Origin of the sequence: Kaistia dalseonensis, from assembly GCF_030814715.1 — a bacterium.
Classification (GTDB): Bacteria; Pseudomonadota; Alphaproteobacteria; order Rhizobiales; family Kaistiaceae; genus Kaistia; species Kaistia dalseonensis.
In genome coordinates, this window is record NZ_JAUSVO010000003.1 from 420,890 (window position 1) to 436,467 (window position 15,578).

The 15,578-nt window shown below is 64.8% G+C and carries 13 protein-coding genes; 5 read left to right on the forward strand and 8 right to left on the reverse strand.

Translation table 11 applies throughout. The features are described from left to right. Positions 1–7 precede the first annotated feature (7 nt). The 5 genes from QO014_RS12500 (at position 8) to QO014_RS12520 (ending at position 5,613) form a co-directional block, all read left to right on the forward strand. Entirely contained in the window at positions 8–958 is a 951-nt protein-coding gene (locus tag QO014_RS12500; RefSeq protein ID WP_266349035.1) for an acetaldehyde dehydrogenase (acetylating), read from the forward strand. Between the two features lie 13 nt (positions 959–971). Next, the gene (dmpG, locus tag QO014_RS12505; protein ID WP_266349036.1) at positions 972–2,000 is read left to right on the forward strand and encodes a 4-hydroxy-2-oxovalerate aldolase; all 1,029 of its coding nucleotides are present in this window, start codon (positions 972–974) and stop codon (positions 1,998–2,000) included. Positions 2,001–2,075: 75 nt separating this feature from the next. Further along, positions 2,076–3,113: a branched-chain amino acid ABC transporter permease gene (locus QO014_RS12510; RefSeq protein WP_266349037.1), complete on the forward strand. Its 1,038-nt coding sequence runs from the start codon at positions 2,076–2,078 to the stop codon at positions 3,111–3,113. Between the two features lie 5 nt (positions 3,114–3,118). Further along, complete coding sequence (locus tag QO014_RS12515; RefSeq protein WP_266349038.1) at positions 3,119–4,882, forward strand: branched-chain amino acid ABC transporter ATP-binding protein/permease; 1,764 nt, start codon at positions 3,119–3,121, stop codon at positions 4,880–4,882. Beyond that, positions 4,879–5,613 (forward strand): ABC transporter ATP-binding protein, encoded by a 735-nt coding sequence (locus tag QO014_RS12520; protein WP_266349039.1) that lies wholly within the window; start codon positions 4,879–4,881, stop codon positions 5,611–5,613. Before QO014_RS12515 ends, QO014_RS12520 begins: the two co-directional genes overlap by 4 nt. Positions 5,614–5,671: 58 nt before the next feature. On the opposite strand, the gene QO014_RS12525 is transcribed toward QO014_RS12520, so the two are convergent. The 8 genes from QO014_RS12525 to QO014_RS12560 form a co-directional block, all read right to left on the reverse strand. Then, positions 5,672–6,250, reverse strand: a complete 579-nt coding sequence (locus QO014_RS12525) for an Isoquinoline 1-oxidoreductase subunit (protein ID WP_370877138.1) — start codon at positions 6,248–6,250, stop codon at positions 5,672–5,674. Between the two features lie 106 nt (positions 6,251–6,356). Continuing rightward, a complete protein-coding gene (locus QO014_RS12530; RefSeq protein WP_266349041.1) occupies positions 6,357–6,872 on the reverse strand; it encodes a (2Fe-2S)-binding protein in 516 nt (171 codons plus the stop codon). After that, positions 6,869–9,634 carry a xanthine dehydrogenase family protein molybdopterin-binding subunit gene (locus QO014_RS12535; protein WP_266349042.1) on the reverse strand — a complete coding sequence of 922 codons (2,766 nt, stop codon included), beginning with the start codon at positions 9,632–9,634 and terminating at the stop codon, positions 6,869–6,871. Before QO014_RS12535 ends, QO014_RS12530 begins: the two co-directional genes overlap by 4 nt. Positions 9,635–10,034: 400 nt before the next feature. Beyond that, positions 10,035–11,543 (reverse strand): arabinosylfuranosidase ArfA, encoded by a 1,509-nt coding sequence (arfA, locus tag QO014_RS12540; RefSeq protein ID WP_266349043.1) that lies wholly within the window; start codon positions 11,541–11,543, stop codon positions 10,035–10,037. Positions 11,544–11,706: 163 nt separating this feature from the next. Next, a complete protein-coding gene (locus QO014_RS12545; protein WP_266349044.1) occupies positions 11,707–12,645 on the reverse strand; it encodes an ArsR/SmtB family transcription factor in 939 nt (312 codons plus the stop codon). 129 nt (positions 12,646–12,774) lie between these two features. Beyond that, a complete protein-coding gene (locus tag QO014_RS12550) occupies positions 12,775–13,527 on the reverse strand; it encodes an amino acid ABC transporter ATP-binding protein (RefSeq protein ID WP_266349317.1) in 753 nt (250 codons plus the stop codon). Positions 13,528–13,574: 47 nt separating this feature from the next. Continuing rightward, positions 13,575–14,516 carry an amino acid ABC transporter permease gene (locus tag QO014_RS12555; protein ID WP_266349045.1) on the reverse strand — a complete coding sequence of 314 codons (942 nt, stop codon included), beginning with the start codon at positions 14,514–14,516 and terminating at the stop codon, positions 13,575–13,577. 72 nt (positions 14,517–14,588) lie between these two features. Then, positions 14,589–15,449, reverse strand: coding sequence for an ABC transporter substrate-binding protein (locus tag QO014_RS12560; protein ID WP_266349046.1), 861 nt, complete (start codon positions 15,447–15,449; stop codon positions 14,589–14,591). Positions 15,450–15,578: the final 129 nt, after the last annotated feature.

The following is a 15,578-nucleotide window of genomic DNA, read 5'->3' on the forward strand; positions in this document are numbered from 1 at the left end:
GACTGTCATGAGTGATGAGAAGATCGCGGTCGCGATCATCGGATCCGGCAATATCGGCACGGATCTGATGATCAAGGTCATGCGCTATGCCAAGCACCTCCGCATGGCCGCACTGGTCGGCATCGACCCGAAATCAGACGGTCTCGCCCGCGCCGCCCGCCTCGGCGTGGCCACCACCGCCGGAGGCATAGACGGCCTGCTGGCGCTGCCCGATTTCGCCGATATCGGCATCGTCTTCGACGCGACATCGGCCGGAGCCCATGTCGAGCACGACAAGCGGCTCGCCGCGCATGATGTGCGCGTGATCGATCTGACGCCTGCCGCCGTCGGTCCCTATGTCGTGCCGGTGGTCAATCTCGGAGCGCACAGCAAGGCGCGCAACATCAACATGGTGACATGCGGCGGCCAGGCGACCATTCCGATGGTCCACGCCGTCTCGCGCGTCGCCCCCGTTGCCTATGCCGAGATCGTCGCCTCGATTGCGAGCAAATCGGCCGGCCCCGGCACCCGCGCCAATATCGACGAATTCACTGAAACAACATCGCGCGCCCTCGTCGAGGTTGGTGGTGCCGCACGCGGCAAGGCGATCATCGTGCTCAATCCGGCCGAGCCGCCGCTGATGATGCGCGACACGGTCTATTGCCTCACCGATCTCGACGCCGACCGCGATGCGATCGTCGCCTCGGTCGCCGAGATCGCCGCGGCGGTCCAGCGCTATGTTCCCGGCTATCGGCTGAAGCAGGCGGTGCAGTTCGACGCCTTCGACGCGTCGAACCCTCTGACCATCCCCGGCATCGGCACCCGCACCGGCCTCAAGGTCACGATCTTCATCGAGGTCGAAGGCGCTGCCCATTACCTCCCGGCCTATGCCGGCAATCTCGACATCATGACGAGCGCGGCGCTGGCCGCGGCCGAGCATATGGCGGCGGAGCGCCAGTCGCTCGCCGTCGCCGGCTGACAGGGAGATCGCGATGACCATCGCAAACCGCAGGATTTATGTTTCCGACGTGACGCTGCGCGACGGCATGCACGCCGTCCGCCATCGCTATTCGATCGAGCAGATCGAGACGATCGCCGCCGCCCTCGACGCCGCCGGCGTCGCGAGCATCGAGGTCGCCCATGGCGACGGCTTGCAGGGCTCGAGCTTCAACTATGGCTTCGGCGCCCACACCGATATCGAGTGGATCGAGGCCGCCGCCTCGGTCGTCAAGAATGCGCGGATCGCGACGCTGCTGCTGCCCGGCATCGGCACGACCCATGATCTCGATGCCGCCTACAAGGCCGGCGCGCGCGTCGTCCGCATCGCGACCCACAGCACCGAGGCGGACATTGCCCGCCAGCACATCGAGCATGCGCGCAAACTCGGCATGGACGCCGTCGGCTTCCTGATGATGAGCCATATGAATACGCCGCAGGGCCTCGCCGCGCAGGCGAAGCTGATGGAAAGCTATGGGGCGACCTGCGTCTATGTCGTCGATTCCGGCGGCGCCATGAACATGTACGACGTCGCCGATCGCGTCCGCGCCTTCAAGGACACGCTGCAGCCGGAGACCGAAGTCGGCATGCACGCGCACCATAATCTCGCGCTCGGCGTCGCCAACAGCATCACCGCGCTTGAGCACGGCGCCGACCGCATCGATGCGAGCCTCACCGGCATGGGCGCCGGTGCCGGCAACGCGCCGCTCGAAGCCTTCGTCGCCGCCATCGACAAGATGGGCCTCGATCATGGCTGCGACGTCCGTCGCCTGATCGACGCGGCCGAGGACCTCGTCCGTCCGCTGCAGGAGCGCCCGGTCCGCGTCGACCGCGAGACCCTCGCGCTCGGCTATGCCGGCGTCTATTCGAGCTTCCTGCGCCATACCGAGGCGGCTGCGAAGAAATACGGGCTTTCCTCCTTCGACATACTGGTCGAGCTCGGGCGTCGGCGCATGGTCGGCGGCCAGGAGGACATGATCATCGACGTAGCGCTGGATCTTCTGGCCGAGAAGGCTGCCGTCTGACCCTGAGGAGGGCAGCCGGAGGGGAGGATATCTGAGGAGCGGCCCGCTGCTTGCCGGCGGGTCGAGGGAGGACGAATGGACGGCACGATCGCCTTGATGCTCGTGCAGGATGGCGTGACGACAGGAGCGATCTATGCGCTCCTGGCGCTCGCCATCGTGCTTGTTTTCACCGTCACGCGGATCATCTTCGTTCCGCAGGGAGAGTTCATCTCCTTTGGCGCGCTGACCCTTTCACAGTTGCAGCAGGGCACCGCGCCATCGATCGTCTGGCTGCTCGTCGGCTTCGGTGGTCTTGCAGCGATCTTCGAACTGGTCGAGGCGCTGCGGCATCGCCGCTTCTCGGCCGTGCCGCGGATTCTCGGCTGGAATGTCGGCCTTCCCGTGCTGCTCGCGTTCCTGGCTATCTGGCTCGCCCCACTCAAGCTCGGCCTCGGCGTCGAAATCGTGCTGTCGCTGGCGCTCGTCGCGCCGCTCGGCCCCTATCTCTACCGCATCGTATTCCAGCCGCTCGCCGAATCCTCGGTGCTGGTGCTGCTCATCGCCGCCATGGCCGTCCATGTGGCGCTGACCGGTTTCGGCCTGCTGTTCTTCGGCGCCGAGGGCTCGCGCACCGAAGCCTTCTCCGACGCCATGTTCAATGTCGGCCCGGCCATGATCACCGGCCAGAGCATTGCGGTGGTCGCCGTCAGCTTCGTCCTGATGCTCGGCCTCTATCTCATCTTCGAGCGCACCATGATCGGCAAGGCGCTCCGCGCCACGGCCGTCAACCGCCTCGGTGCCCGGCTCGTCGGCATCAGCACCAGCCTCTCGGGCAGGACCGTGTTCCTGATCGCGGCATTGCTCGGCGGCCTCTCGGGCATACTGATCGGGCCGCTCACCACGGTCTACTACGACACGGGCTTCCTGATCGGCCTCAAGGGCTTCGTCGCCGCGATCATCGGCGGGCTGATCAGCTATCCGATCGCGGCGGTCGCGGCGATCCTGATCGGCATACTGGAGTCCATCTCCTCCTTCTGGGCCAGCGCCTTCAAGGAGGTGATCGTCTTCACCGCGATCATCCCGTTCCTGATCTGGCGTTCGTTGCGCGCCGGCCCCGCCGAGGATGAGGAGTAACCCGCATGGACCGTCGCCTGCTCGGCGTTATCGCCATCCTCATCCTGTTCGCGCTGCCGTCCATCCCGGGCATTCCGCCCTACTGGATCACGCTGCTGAACTATATCGGCCTCGCCTCGATCGTCACCATGGGCCTCGTCGTGCTCACCGGCGTCGGCGGCATGACCTCCTTTGGACAGGCCGCCTTTGTCGGCTTCGGCGCCTATACGACCGCCGTCCTGACGACGCATTATGGCTTCTCGCCCTGGCTGACCCTGCCGATCTCGCTGGTCGTGACCGGCATTGCGGCGGCGATCCTCGGCGCCGTCACGCTTCGCCTCTCCGGCCACTACCTGCCGATCTGCACGCTGGCCTGGGGCATCAGCCTCTACTACCTCTTCGGCAATCTGGATTTTCTCGGCCGCCATGACGGCATCGCCGACATTCCGGCCCTGGCGGTTGGTGGCCATGCGCTGATCGCATCAAGTGAATACTACTATGTCGTGGCGATCGCCTTGGTGCTCGCAGCGGTCGGAACGAGCAACCTGCTCGGTTCCCGCACCGGGCGGGCGATCCGCGCGCTGAAGGGCACGGCACGGGCGGCCGAATCCTTCGGCATCAACACGATCCGCATCCGCCTCGTCGCCTTCACCTATGCGGCCGTGCTCGCCGGGCTCTCCGGCTGGCTCTACGCCCATATGCAGCGCGCCGTGAACCCGACGCCCTTCGGCCTCGGCGCAAGCATCGACTATCTCTTCATGGCGGTGATCGGCGGGGCGAGCCATGTCGGCGGGGCGATCCTCGGCGCCGGCATCGTCATCGTGCTGAAGGACCAGCTCCAGTCACTGCTGCCGCGCCTCTTCGAGACGGAAGGTAATTTCGAGACGATCATCTTCGGCATCCTGATCATCGTCTTGCTGCAGACTTTGCGCGACGGCCTGTGGCCGCACTTCGCGCGCCTGCTGCCGGGCGCACGGCGGCGGAAATCCGGCTATGCCGAGCCGCTACCTCGCCGTTCGCTCCCGGAGGCCGGCTCGGCGCTGCTCGACGTCACCGATCTGCGCAAGACGTTCGGCGGACTGGTCGCGGTCAACGACATCAATTTCTCGCTGAAGGCGGGCGAGATCGTCGGGCTGATCGGCCCGAACGGCGCCGGCAAGAGCACGACCTTCAACCTCGTGACCGGCGTGCTGCATGCGACCAGCGGCGCGGTCCGCTTCGCCGGCGAGACCATATCCACCCTCTCGGCGCGGATGATCGCCCGGCGTGGCGTCTCGCGCACCTTCCAGCATGTGAAGCTGGTGCCGGACATGAGCGTGCTCGAAAATGTCGCCCTCGGCGCGCATCTGCGCGGCGAGGCGGGTGCGATGCGCGGCCTGTTCCGGTTCGATCGCACCGAGGAAGCACGCATCTTCCGCGAGGCCGAACACCAACTCGAACGCGTCGGCCTCGCTGATCTCGCGGCGAAGCCCGCGGGCAGCCTCGCGCTCGGCCAGCAGCGCGTGCTCGAGATCGCCCGTGCGCTCTGCCTCGATCCCGTGCTGCTTCTGCTCGACGAGCCGGCAGCCGGCCTGCGCCACCTCGAAAAGGAGGCGCTGGCCGCGCTACTGAAGCGTCTGTCGCAGGAAGGTGTGGCGATCCTCCTCGTCGAGCACGACATGGATTTCGTCATGGGACTGACCAACCGCCTCGTCGTCATGGATTTCGGCACCAAGCTCGCCGAAGGCCCGCCGGCGGAGATCCAGGCCAATCCGGTCGTGATCGAGGCCTATCTCGGAGGCGTCGCATGACCCGCACCGTTCTCAGCCTGCGCGATATCTCCGTCTCCTACGGCAAGGCCGAGGCGGTCAGGAACGTCTCGCTCGACATCAGCGCCGGCAGCATCGTCACCGTGATCGGCGCCAACGGCGCCGGCAAGTCGACGCTCCTCAATGCCGCCATGGGTGTGGTGCGCGGTGAAGGCCGCATCCAGTTCGACGGCGCGGATTGCAGCGACGAGCCCGTCGAGACGCGCGTGATGGCCGGCATGAGCCTGGTGCCGGAGCGGCGCGAGCTCTTCTCCACCATGAGCGTCGAGGACAACCTGACGCTGGGCGCCTTTCGCGCCAAGGTCACGCGGGGGGAAAAGGCCGACCGGCTCGCCCGGATCTATGACCGCTTCAAGCGCCTCGGCGAGCGGCGCCATCAGCTCGCCGGAACGCTGTCCGGCGGCGAGCGGCAAATGCTGGCCATGGGCCGTGCGCTCATGATCGAGCCGAAGCTGCTGATGCTCGACGAGCCGAGCCTCGGCCTCGCGCCGCTGATCGTGAAGGACATCTTCCGCATCATCGTCGAACTGCGCTCGACCGGCGTCTCCATCCTGCTCGTCGAGCAGAATGCCCGCGCCGCCCTCGAGGTCGCGGACTATGCCTATGTCATGGAAACGGGATCGGTCACGCTCGAAGGCCGAGCGGCCGACCTGATCCATGACCGCCGTGTGGTCGCGAGCTATCTGGGTCTCCGCGAGGCAGTCCCCGCCTGAGGCAGGCGGGGCTCGAGCGAGGCGTCTTCACGCGAATCCTCTCGCGTGAAGAACAGGCTCAGGGACAGGCCGCGCCGGAATTGGCCCAGGCCGCGACCAGTGCGCCCGCCTGCTGCTGCGTGCCGGGGGCCGGCGTGCGGCCGAAGCCGGGCGCCCAGGCCCAGCCGACCAGCGTGTCGGTGCCGATATGCTTGACGAGGTCCTGCAGCGAGCGGTTTCCGTTCCGCTTCGGATCCTTGATCTGGGCGCAGATCTCCGAGACGGTCTTGCCCTCCCAGGCCATCTCCAGCGGCGCCAGATGCCATTCGGGGTGCCCCGGTACGCGTCCCGGCTCGAAATTGGCGTCCTGGTGGCAGGTGGAACAGCGCATGGTTTCGAGCCCGAAGCCATCAGGACCACGAAAGACCGGCGGCTCGTGCAGGCGGCTCATATCGCCCTGGCGCGGCCGATTGCCGGCGGGATGGCAATTCGTGCAGCGCGGATTGGTCAGCACCTTCCCGAGTTCGGTGAAATAGGCGGCCGAACGCTTCGCCGGATCGCTGATCGTGGCGAAGCTCTCGGGCGAGGCGAGAGCGTTCGACGTCGTCGCCGAGACCGTGTAGCCGGCAAGGCAGGCGGCCGCGATATTGATCGCCATCACCGCCAGGACGAGGACCGGAATCCGCCATTCGCGCTTCATCTTCGACTATCCTTCAGCCCGATGGGACCGGTTGGGTCTTGCCCATACACGCGATACAGAGCGCCTAGATCAGATAGCGGCCGGGGTCTGCCAGTATGACGGCCCGCACGGCCTCGTGATATTTGACGTAGCCCGTGCACCGGCAGAGATGGCCGTCGAGCGCTTCGGCAATGGTCGCCTCGACATCCGCCCGCGCGACCTTCTGCCGGGCCAGCCGCTCCAGCAGCACCTGCCCCTCATTGAGGAAGCCGGCCGTGCAATAGCCGCACTGGAAGGCGAAATGCTCGATGAAGGCCGTCTGCAGCGGAGTGAGCGCGCCATCGCTCGCATGCCCCTCGACGGTGCGGATCGACTTGCCGTCGAAATTCACCGCCGGAACGATGCAGGTCGGGTTGGTATAGCTGCTGCCATCCGGCCGATCGACGATGACTGCGCAGCTCAGGCATTGCGCTGCCCCGCAGCCGAATTTCGTCCCGGTCATGCCGAGAAACTCGCGCAGGAAATCGTTCATCGTCAGTTCGTCGCGCACATCCATCGGGCCATAGGCGCGGCCGTTGATGGTCAAGGCGAGGTTCGTCACGCGAGCGCTCCCTTCAGCATGGCCCCGGTCACCGGCAGCGATTGAAAGCGGTGGCCGGTGGCGTCGAAAATGGCGTTCAGCAGGGCCGGCACGATCGGTATCATCACGACCTCGGCCATACCCTTCGGCGGCTCGTTGGCCGCGAGCGGCGGCAGCACCTCGATCTCCAGATCGTGCAGCGGCAGGTCCGAACCGCGCGCGACGAGATATTGGCCGAGATTCCACTGGCCGTTGCCGGGCCCGTCCTCGAAGGGCGGCAGCGTCTCCAGCAGCGCATAGCCGACGCCCATAGCGAAACCGCCCTGCGCCTGGCCGACCACGACCTCGGGCACGAGCGCCTGGCCGCATTCGAGCACGCTATAGGCGCTGGCGATGCGCAGCAGGCCGGTTGCGCGTTCGATCTCGACGCGGACGAGCGTGCCGCAGAGCGAGGAAAATGCCGTGCCGATCCGGTTATAATCGGCGGGCGGGAAAGCGACCACCGACCGATCGAGGCGCGTGAAGGCATCGCCACCACGGCGGATGGCGAGCGCGTCGATATCGCCCGTCCAAGCCTCGCCGGCGATATCGAATGTCGCCTGCGCCCAGGCCCAGCGCGAGAAGGCGTGGGCCATCGCGCCGGTCACGCCCTTCTGCGCATGGGCCTTGGCCGCTATCGCTTCGAGCGGCAGCGGGGAAAGGCCGGTCATGATGAGGTGCCGGTCCTGCCAATAGGCTTCGCCCGCCTGCTTCGCCCTTGGATCGGTTGGTGCAATGCCCCAGAGCGCCAGGGCGGCCGGCCAAAGGCCGAAGCGGAACACGACCCGCGCCGCCTCCGCCGCCGCCTGCGTGCCGACATGGGCGCCGATCGAGGCGCTGGTCGCGGAACTGATCGCCGGCACCCATCGCGTATCCTTTGCGGCCGTGTCCTGTTCCGCCTGACTGATCGTGTAGGAATCGCCGCTCGTGAACAGTTCCAGCGCGTCGAAGACGTCGACCTGCGCCACGGTCACCGCGTCGGCAATGCCGCCAATATGGATCGCGACACGGTTCGCGAGCGCAGTGCCGATGCCATTACCCATCTCGACGGCGTCGCCGTGGATCGAAATGCGGCCGTCGGGCGCGATTTCGACGGTCCCGAGCGCACAATCCGCCCCCGTGCCATAATCCTTCGCCGCGCACGCCACCCCGGTCCCGACGAGATAGCCCGGCTTGGCTCCGGCCTTCTCCACGCCGCGGTTCTGCCAGATCGCGTGCGCCTCGAGCTTGTCGAGGATTTCCCGGGTGCGGACCGAGACCGAATAGGGGTTGCCGGCCATCGTCCGGCCGCCGGTCTTCAGCGCGTTCAGCCGCCGGAAGGCGATCGGATCGATTGGAAGGGTTGTCGCGACCTCGTCGATCAGTACTTCGAGCGCCGTCATGGTCTGCAATGTGCCGTAGCCGCGCATCGATCCGGCCGTGACGCCGCGCGAATGGACGGCGACCGTGGTGACATCGACTTTCGGTATGTCGTAGATGCCGATCGCGCCCGTGGCACCGACGACGGCGACGCTGACCGAATAGTTCATCAGCCCGCCGCCATCGAGCACGTGATCGGCGGCAAAGGCCGTGATCTTGCCACTCGCGCGGTCGACGCCGATCTGCGTACGCATCTTGAATGCGTGGCGCTTGATGCCGCCCTGGAACTGCTGGAAGCGGTCATGCGCGAGGCGCACGGCGTGGCCCGGATAGAACATCGCCGCCAGCGCGACATAGAGCGGAAACGGCGTGTGATCGCGCCCACCAAAGCCGCCGCCGACATAGGCGAACTGCGCATCGATGCGCTTCGGCTTGAAGCCGTCACCGGCCTCGCCGAGCAGGAAGGCCACCGCGCTCGCGGCCTCGAAGGGAGACTGCACGCCGAGCACGATCGAAAGATCGCCCTCCCCCGCATCGTACCAGGCGAGCCCGCATTCCGGCTCCAGGAACATCGGATCGACCGACTGAGTCTCGAAGTCACGGTCGAGCGTCAGCAGCGCCGGGTCACCGCTGCCGAGCTCGGCCCGGATCTTCTCGCCGAAGACCGCGCCCTTGACGTATTCCCCGCCCTTGGCGACGGGAAGCGGCGCCCAGATGGGGCGCCCGGAACTCTCCAGGAAACCCGGACTGATCCAGCCCTCCTGGATCGGCGAATAGATGTCGGGCGCATCCGGCGTCGCTCCGGCAACGCGTGTGAAGCGGAACGCGGCATAGTTCGGCACCGCGACCGGCCCCGTCTCCGCCCCGAACTTCAGGAAATTGCCGTCGCGCAGAGCGAGCCGCGCCTTGTCGAAATCGTCGAACCGCTCGAAGATCAGCAGGGCGACCGGCTGGCCGAGATAGAGCGGCGTCTTGCCGACCGGACAGAACAGATCGCCGGCATAGAATGACGGCACCCGTGTCCCGATGCGATCGAGATCCTCGGCCGTGACCACGACAGTCGGCTTTGCAATCGCGCCGAGCCGCGCCAGATCGAGGCCCTCATAAGAGTGGGTCGCGTCGGCCGCGCGTACGAGCAGGGCATGGGACGTCTCGGCCGGCCAGCCCGGAAGATCGGCCGCGCGAAAATCGGAGGCGTAGAGCTTGGCCCCGGTGACCTTGGCGACGCCATCGACGCGGCCCGTCGCCGGCCTCGGAACGCCCCGCCCCGGCAAGGTCTCACGCACGAGAAAGCTCGGCGTATCGGCCGAGGCCAACCGTGACAGGCCGAGCGAAATGCCGCTCACCATGCTCCAGCGCATAAACTCGCGTCGCGACGGTCTCATGGCTTCCCCCGCCCCACACGCTTCGCTTCCTGGAAATCAAGACTATTGCCGCAATAGTCCAGAAAATCTCCGAAGCACAGGATATCGCCAGCATAGAACGTGGAAGGCGCCGCAGTCTTCCAAATAATATTGTGCACCGCAAACCGAACAGTTACGGCATCACGCTTTGTCGGGAGCCAATATTGTCCTCGTCGTCAATTGACGACATCAAGCGCCGGCATGCGGTTCTGGTCACGCGTGATGAAATGCAGCCCAAAGCACGGTCTCAACCGCGTGCAATGAGAGGCGGAGCCGGTCCAGCGATGCAGCCGGGCCGCGCGGCGGATCAGGACGAGCGCTGCATCGGCGACCGATCCGGAATGAAGCGTCGCGGCCGATGCCATCGGCCGCGACGGGAGGCTCAGACTGAGAGCCTGATCACATTGTAGGAGAGCGGCGGCAGCTTCGACATGAGCGTGCCCGCTTCGACATGCGTGCCCGAAACGGTCTTCGGCACGACGTTGTCCGGGTTCGCCGCCGTATTGATGGCGCGCAGATCCGGATGCGTCATCTGGATGTGCTCGACGAGGCTCGCCTTCGGGAAGCCTTCGAGCGCAGCCGTCAGATCGAGCGTTTCGGTCAGATGGCGGTTGACGACGAAGAAGGTGACGGCGTCGCCCTCGGGCGAGCGGACCGCAGAAACGTCGAGATAAGGAACGTCGTCGCCGGACGTGCTGTCATAGGTCGGGCCGTCGACGACCGCGCGCAGCGAGGTGCCACGGCCATAGAGCGAGGCATAGAGGAACGGATAGTAGATGGTCTGCTTCCAGGCCGGACCGCCCTCTTCCGTCATGATCGGCGCGATGACGTTCACGAGCTGCGCGATGCAGGCGATCTTCACCCGGTCGGCGCGACGAATGAAGGTGTTGAGAATGCCGCCGACCTGCAGCACGTCCTCGAAATTATAGAGGTCTTCGAGCAGATGCGGCGCATCCGGCCACTCGTCGCCCTCGAGGATCTTCTTGTCCTGCTCGCGGCTATGATACCAGACGTTCCACTCGTCGAAGGAGATCTTCACGTCCTTCTTCGAACGCTTCTTCGCCTTGATGAAGTCGATCACGCCGCCAATCGTGTTGATATAGCGATCGAGCTTCTCCGCCTTAGCCAGATAGTTGAGCGTGTCGTGCTCGTTATTGGCAAAGTACATGTGCAGCGAGATGTGGTCGATCGAATCATAGGTGTGTTCGAGGACCGTCGCCTCCCAGTCGGGATAAGTCGGCATGTCGGAATTGGACGAGCCGCAGACGACGAGTTCGAGCGACTTGTCGAACAGGCGCATGGCCTTCGCCGTCTCATTGGCAAGGCGGCCATATTCCTCCGCCGTCTTGTGGCCAACCTGCCAGGGACCGTCCATCTCATTGCCGAGGCACCAGAGCTTGACGTTGTGCGGGTCCTTCCAGCCATGACTGCGGCGCAGGTCGCTCCAATAGGAACCGCCCGGATGGTTGCAATATTCGACGAAATTGCGCGCTGCATCGAGGCCGCGCGAGCCGAGATTGACCGCCAGCATCGGCTTGGTGTCGGCCTTCTTGCACCAATCGACGAATTCGTTGACGCCGATCCGGTTGTCGTCGCGCGTGCGCCAGGCGAGGTCGAGGCGGGTCGGGCGCTGGTCGCGCGGGCCGATGCCATCTTCCCAATTATAGGCCGAGACGAAATTGCCGCCGGGATAGCGCACATAGGGCGTCTTCACCGCACGGACGAGATCGAGCACGTCGCCGCGAAACCCGTCGGCATCAGCCGTCGGATGGCCGGGCTCGTAGATGCCCGTATAGATCGCGCGGCCCAAATGCTCGAGGAATGAACTGTAGACCCGATCGTCAATCGGAGAGATCGCGAAGTCCCTATGGACGGTCACGTTCGCTTTCACGGCAACCTCACTCTGCGTTTTCCCGGTATTTGTATCATTATTTTCGATACATAACGCTGAGTATGGTTCGAACCCGACGAGGTGTCAATCAACCAATGGTCATTTCATATGCTGAAAGACGGTCCACCGTGACGCCTGGCGTCGCCGGATCGTCCAGCGGTTTTCACGCTCGTTCAGGCGCGCGATAGAGCCGCATCACGATGTCCTGATCGTAATTGCCAAAGCCGCGGCCGAAGATATTGATGCCGCCCGGATGCTTCGCCTCGTCGGCAATGCCGATGCGCATGCGGATGGAATGGTGGTTCTCCAGGTCCAGATCGGCCAGTGTCACATCGGAGATCCTGATACCGTCGATGAACGTGCCGCGCGCTGAAATGGTCCAGGTCTTGAGCTTGCCATATTGCGAGCCTTCGAGCTTCCACCAGCGCGGCGTATAGACACCCCGCTTGTCGCCAAAATCGCCGGGCGAGGTCCAGGTGCCGACGGCGACATTGTTGACCCAGAGCGTGATGTCGGAGGGCCAAACGGGATTGGTTCCCGGCACCTCGGAGGAGAGCTCCATCGAGAACTCGATCGCGCTGATGGCCTCGTTCAAGATCTTGGCGTTGTTCGGGAATTTGTATTCGACATAGCCGCGGCCAAACCAGATCAGGCCGGCCTGCATGCGGTTCGGATCAAGGAAGAAATTCGGCACGTCGAGCAGGCCGATCACGCCCTCGCTGGAGCAGAGGCCGCAGGGCGCGCGGGTATCGCAACTCGTATAGAGCCCGATCGGCATCGAGACCTCGATCGTCTCCTCATCCGGGGTCTTCGAGGCCGTATCGAAGCGGATGACGATCTCGTCATAGCGCGCCGAGCACAGCTTCTGGTGCCCCTTCTTCGCCTTCACGGTCTTGGTGTCGATCAGTTCCGCTTCCTCGAGCATTTGCACGGCCGTCGCCACGCTCGATTGCGGCAGCTTGAGCGCCGCGCTGATCTCGTTCACGTTCATCGGCCCCTTGTCGTGGAGCAGGCGCAATATGTCGATGCGCACCGGGGACGCGATGCCTTTCAGCGCCGCATAGCTGTCGGCGACGTCGAGAGTCAGGAAATTTCTCTTCAAGCTTCGATCCCCAAAGGTCCATGCGCCGGCCTTGCGATCAAAGGTACATATCAGGAATTTCGATAATGTCGACGGTCACGCAGGCGACGACAGCGCCGGCGCCGATGGAAGCAGCCGTTTTCGCCACCGCTAGAGAACGCGCGAGAGGAATTCCCTGGTGCGCGGTGATTGCGGATTGGCGATCATCTCGCGGGGCACGCCGCGTTCGACGATGACGCCCTGGTCCATGAAGATCAGTTGGTCGCCGACCTCGCGGGCGAAGCCGATCTCATGCGTCACCACGACCATGGTCATGCCGCTCGCCGCCAGATCGCGCATGACCTGCAGCACCTCGCCGACGAGTTCGGGATCGAGCGCCGAGGTCGGCTCGTCGAAGAGCAGCACCTTGGGGTTCATCGCCAGCGCCCTCGCGATCGCCACCCGTTGCTGCTGGCCGCCCGAGAGTTCACGAGGATAGCGAGCCGCCTTGTCGGAGAGGCCGACACGGGCGAGCAGGATCTCGGCCTTGGCCCTGGCCTCACCGACCGGCATGCCGCGCACCCGCAGCGGCGCCTCGATCAGGTTCTCCATCACCGTCATGTGGGAGAAGAGATTGAATGACTGGAACACCATGCCGATATCTGCGCGGCGCTTGCAGAGCAGGCTGTTCTTGACCTCATAGAGCTTGCCGTCGCGCAGATCGTAGCCGACGAACTCTCCGTCCACGAGGAGGATCCCGCCCGATAGCTGCTCCAGATGGTTGATACAGCGCAGGAACGTGCTCTTGCCCGAGCCGGAGGGTCCGATGATGCAGGCGACCGAACCGGCGGGGACCGTCGCGTCGATCCCTTTCAGGACCTCAAGCGGACCATAGGATTTGCGCACCCCGCGGGCGAAGACCATGGCATCGGGCGCCACGCCGAAGCGCGCCTGGTTTTCCGCCTTCGGCGTCATGGCAGCACTCCGACACGGCGCGGGGCAAAGGCGAGGCGTATCAGCCGCGCGAAGGGGCTTTCGTCGAGCTTGTCGCTCCGCCCGTAATAGCGCTCGAGAAAATGCTGTCCGATCGACATCACGGTCACGACGAAGAGATACCAGAACGCCACCACGATCAGCAGCGGGATGGTCTCGAAGGTCCGGGCATAGATGCTCTGCGCCGTATAGAACAGGTCATCCACGGCGATGAAGGTCACGAGCGACGTCATCTTCAAAAGGCTGATCGCCTCATTGCCCGTCGGCGGCACGATGAAGCGCATGGCTTGCGGCAGGATGATCCGCCGCAGGATCTGGCCGTAGGAAAGGCCCAGGCCGCTGGCAGCTTCCGATTGGCCGCTCGGCACGGATTTGATGCCCGCGCGGATGATCTCGGCGAGATAGCCCGCCTCGCAGAGCGACAACGCCACCACCGCCGAAACGAAGGGCGTCATGAAATCGTTGGTGTTGACCGAAAAGACCGGCCCGATCCAGGGCAGCGACAGCGAGAAGGTGCGGAAGAGCAGCGAGAGGTTGAACCAGAAGATGAGCTGGATCAGCGCGGGGACGCCACGGAAGAACCAGACATAGGCGCTGGCGAAACTCTGCAGCACCAGGCTCGGCGAGACGCGCATGATGGCGATGATCGTGCCGACGACGATGGCCGCCGCCATGATCACGACAGTGAGCAGAAGCGTCTTGGCGAGGCCGCGCATGATCGAGGGATGGAACAGATAGCCGGCAGCGACATCCCAGGCGAAGGCTGGGTTCGTGGCGAGCGCACGGATGATCACGAAGGCGAACAACAGCGCGACGACCATGCCAATCCAGATGCCGTAATGCCGGCGCGGCACCACGACCAGATCGTCAATGGGATCGGAAGGACGCTCGATCATGTTGTCCGGCTCGGCCAGGCTCATCCGCATGTTCCCCCGGAAAGGTAGGGACAGAAAGAAGCGCCGGGAACGCAGAGGCCCCGGCGCCACTCGCGATCAATCGTTGCGGACTTTGTCCATGCTGTCGACCAGATAGGGTTCCTTGATGGCATATTTGCCCATGCCGTATTTATCGAGGACCTTCTGATAGGTGCCGTTCTTGAACAATTCCGCGAGCGCCTCGACCATCATGGTCTGCGTCGCAGCATCGCCCTTGGCGACCGCCATGCCGAGCGGCGCGACGTCATAGAGGGTCGGCAGCACGACCAGCTTGCCGCCGCTCGTCACCTCGAAATAGCTCGATGCGGTCGCATCGTCGAGCCGCGCATCGACGCGGCCGGAAAGCACCGCCTGGATGATGTCGGTCGAGGCATTGAAGACGGATTTCTGGATCGGCGGCAGACCGGCCGTCTTGCATTCCGCATCCAGCTTGTCGACGAGGAAATCGGACGCCGTGCCGGCCGAGACGCCGACGCGCTTGCCGCAGAGCGGATGATCGCCCGAGAACGACGCCACCAGATCCGGCGTCGTCGAGGCGGCCACGCCGGCCTTCAGGAACATGACGAAATCGACCTGCTTCAAGCGGTCGGGATTGGCGGAGAACGTCTCCCAGGCGATCTTGAAGCGCCCGGCGGCGAGGCCGGGGATCATCGATGGGAACGGCGTGCGCTGGATATCGAGCTTGGCGTCGACCATCTTGGCGACTTCGCCGGCCAGCTCGATAATGATGCCGGTCTGCTTGCCGTCGGCATCGAGATATTCGAACGGCGCGTAGTCGAGCGTATTGGCGATGACCAGCGTGCCGGATTTGGCGACCTCGGGCGATTTGGTGATCTCAGCCGCCATCGCGCCCGCGCTCCATGCGACGACGCCGATCGCCAGCCCAAGCCCTGCCATGTGCCGCAAATAGTGTTTCATGACCCTGTCCTCTGGATTTGTTTCTGGACCTGCATTGCCTGCCACCCCCGGCGCGATTCACGCCCTGGCCGGGGATCTTCAAGATCAGGCCCGCGCTCTGTCGGCCGGGTCCGGATCTGAACTTCGAAA